Annotated in this window: 1 protein-coding gene; it reads left to right on the forward strand. The window is 35.7% G+C overall.

Going from position 1 to position 1,240, the window contains the following annotated elements; genetic code table 11:
* On the forward strand, positions 1 to 1,044 hold a 1,044-nt coding region (gene dgt, locus ACS8FC_RS14425), incomplete at its 5' end, for a dGTP triphosphohydrolase (RefSeq protein WP_439297268.1).
* Between the last annotated feature and the right edge of the window lie 196 nt (positions 1,045 to 1,240).

A 1,240-nucleotide genomic window follows, 5' to 3' on the forward strand; every position in this document is an offset into this window, starting at 1 on the left:
GAAGTAGCTCTTAATTACTGTATGAGAAACCATGGTGGTTTCGAAGGAAATGGTCAGACCCTACGAATTTTAGGTAAGTTAGATAAATATACTAAACAGCATGGCTTGAATCCTACAAGACGAATGCTATTAGGTGTTCTAAAGTATCCTGCCGCATATAGCAATTTAGTGAACGATAGCTTTTATGAGTCGGAAAGTAACTCTGATGTTCCTTACTGGTTATTCAAAGCAGACGCACAAAAGCCTCCTAAGTGTTATTACGATACAGATAAGGACATTGTAGAATTTATATTTGAAGGCTTTGATGAAGAAGACGTTAAGAAGTTTACTGCTTTTGAACCCAAAAAAGATAAGCATCAATGCACACGTTTTAAGTCACTAGATTGCACGATCATGAATTTAGCAGATAACATTTCTTATAGTTTGCATGATTTGGAAGATGCACTTTCTTTAGGGATGATTAGTCGAGAGCAGTGGCGAGAGCATTTCAAAGATAATTCTAGTTTGTTCGATATCGTCGAAAACCTAGATAGTGAAAGAGTAGGAAAAGAATCTAACTTTGATTGCTTAACTAGAAAGCTTTTCGGTAATGAAAGTTATGAAAGAAAAGATGCGATTGGTCGTCTAGTTAATCTTATGATAACCAATTCGGAAATAGTTGATAATGGTTCCGGCTGTGAAAATTCGCTATTAGGTCTGGAAGTTAAACTAAAAGAGGAAGTTGAGAATTTAAGAGAACATATCTTTATACTCGTAAAAGAGATTGTAATTAAAGATGTAAATGTTCAACAGCTTGAGTTCAAGGGACAAAAGCTAGTTATAGAGCTGTTTCAAGTTTTGGCTAAAGACCCTGAAAGATTCCTGCCAAAGTCTACCAAAGTAAATTGGAAAGATTCTACGAAAAATCTGCCAATAGAAAGGCAAGAGTCGGCCAAGATGAGAGTAATTTGTGACTTTATTGCTGGTATGACTGATGATTACGCTGCTAAGTTCTATGAGAAACTCTTTACTCCTAACAAAGGTTCTATCTTTGATAGACTATAATCAATAGTGTTCTAATGTAGGTGTTTTCTGCTGCGAGTGTTTGATGATCTTGAGTTATTATGAATAGTTATCACGACATTGCAGTCAATTACACTGTATTTCATACAACCACCACCCTTACTAAACTTCGGGTAACACGTAATCTCGGTGGTTTTTCTTTATGAGAGGTAATGCCGAATGGTTATAGTTAACCTTC

This window comes from Psychrobacter sp. 1Y4 (assembly GCF_051847555.1).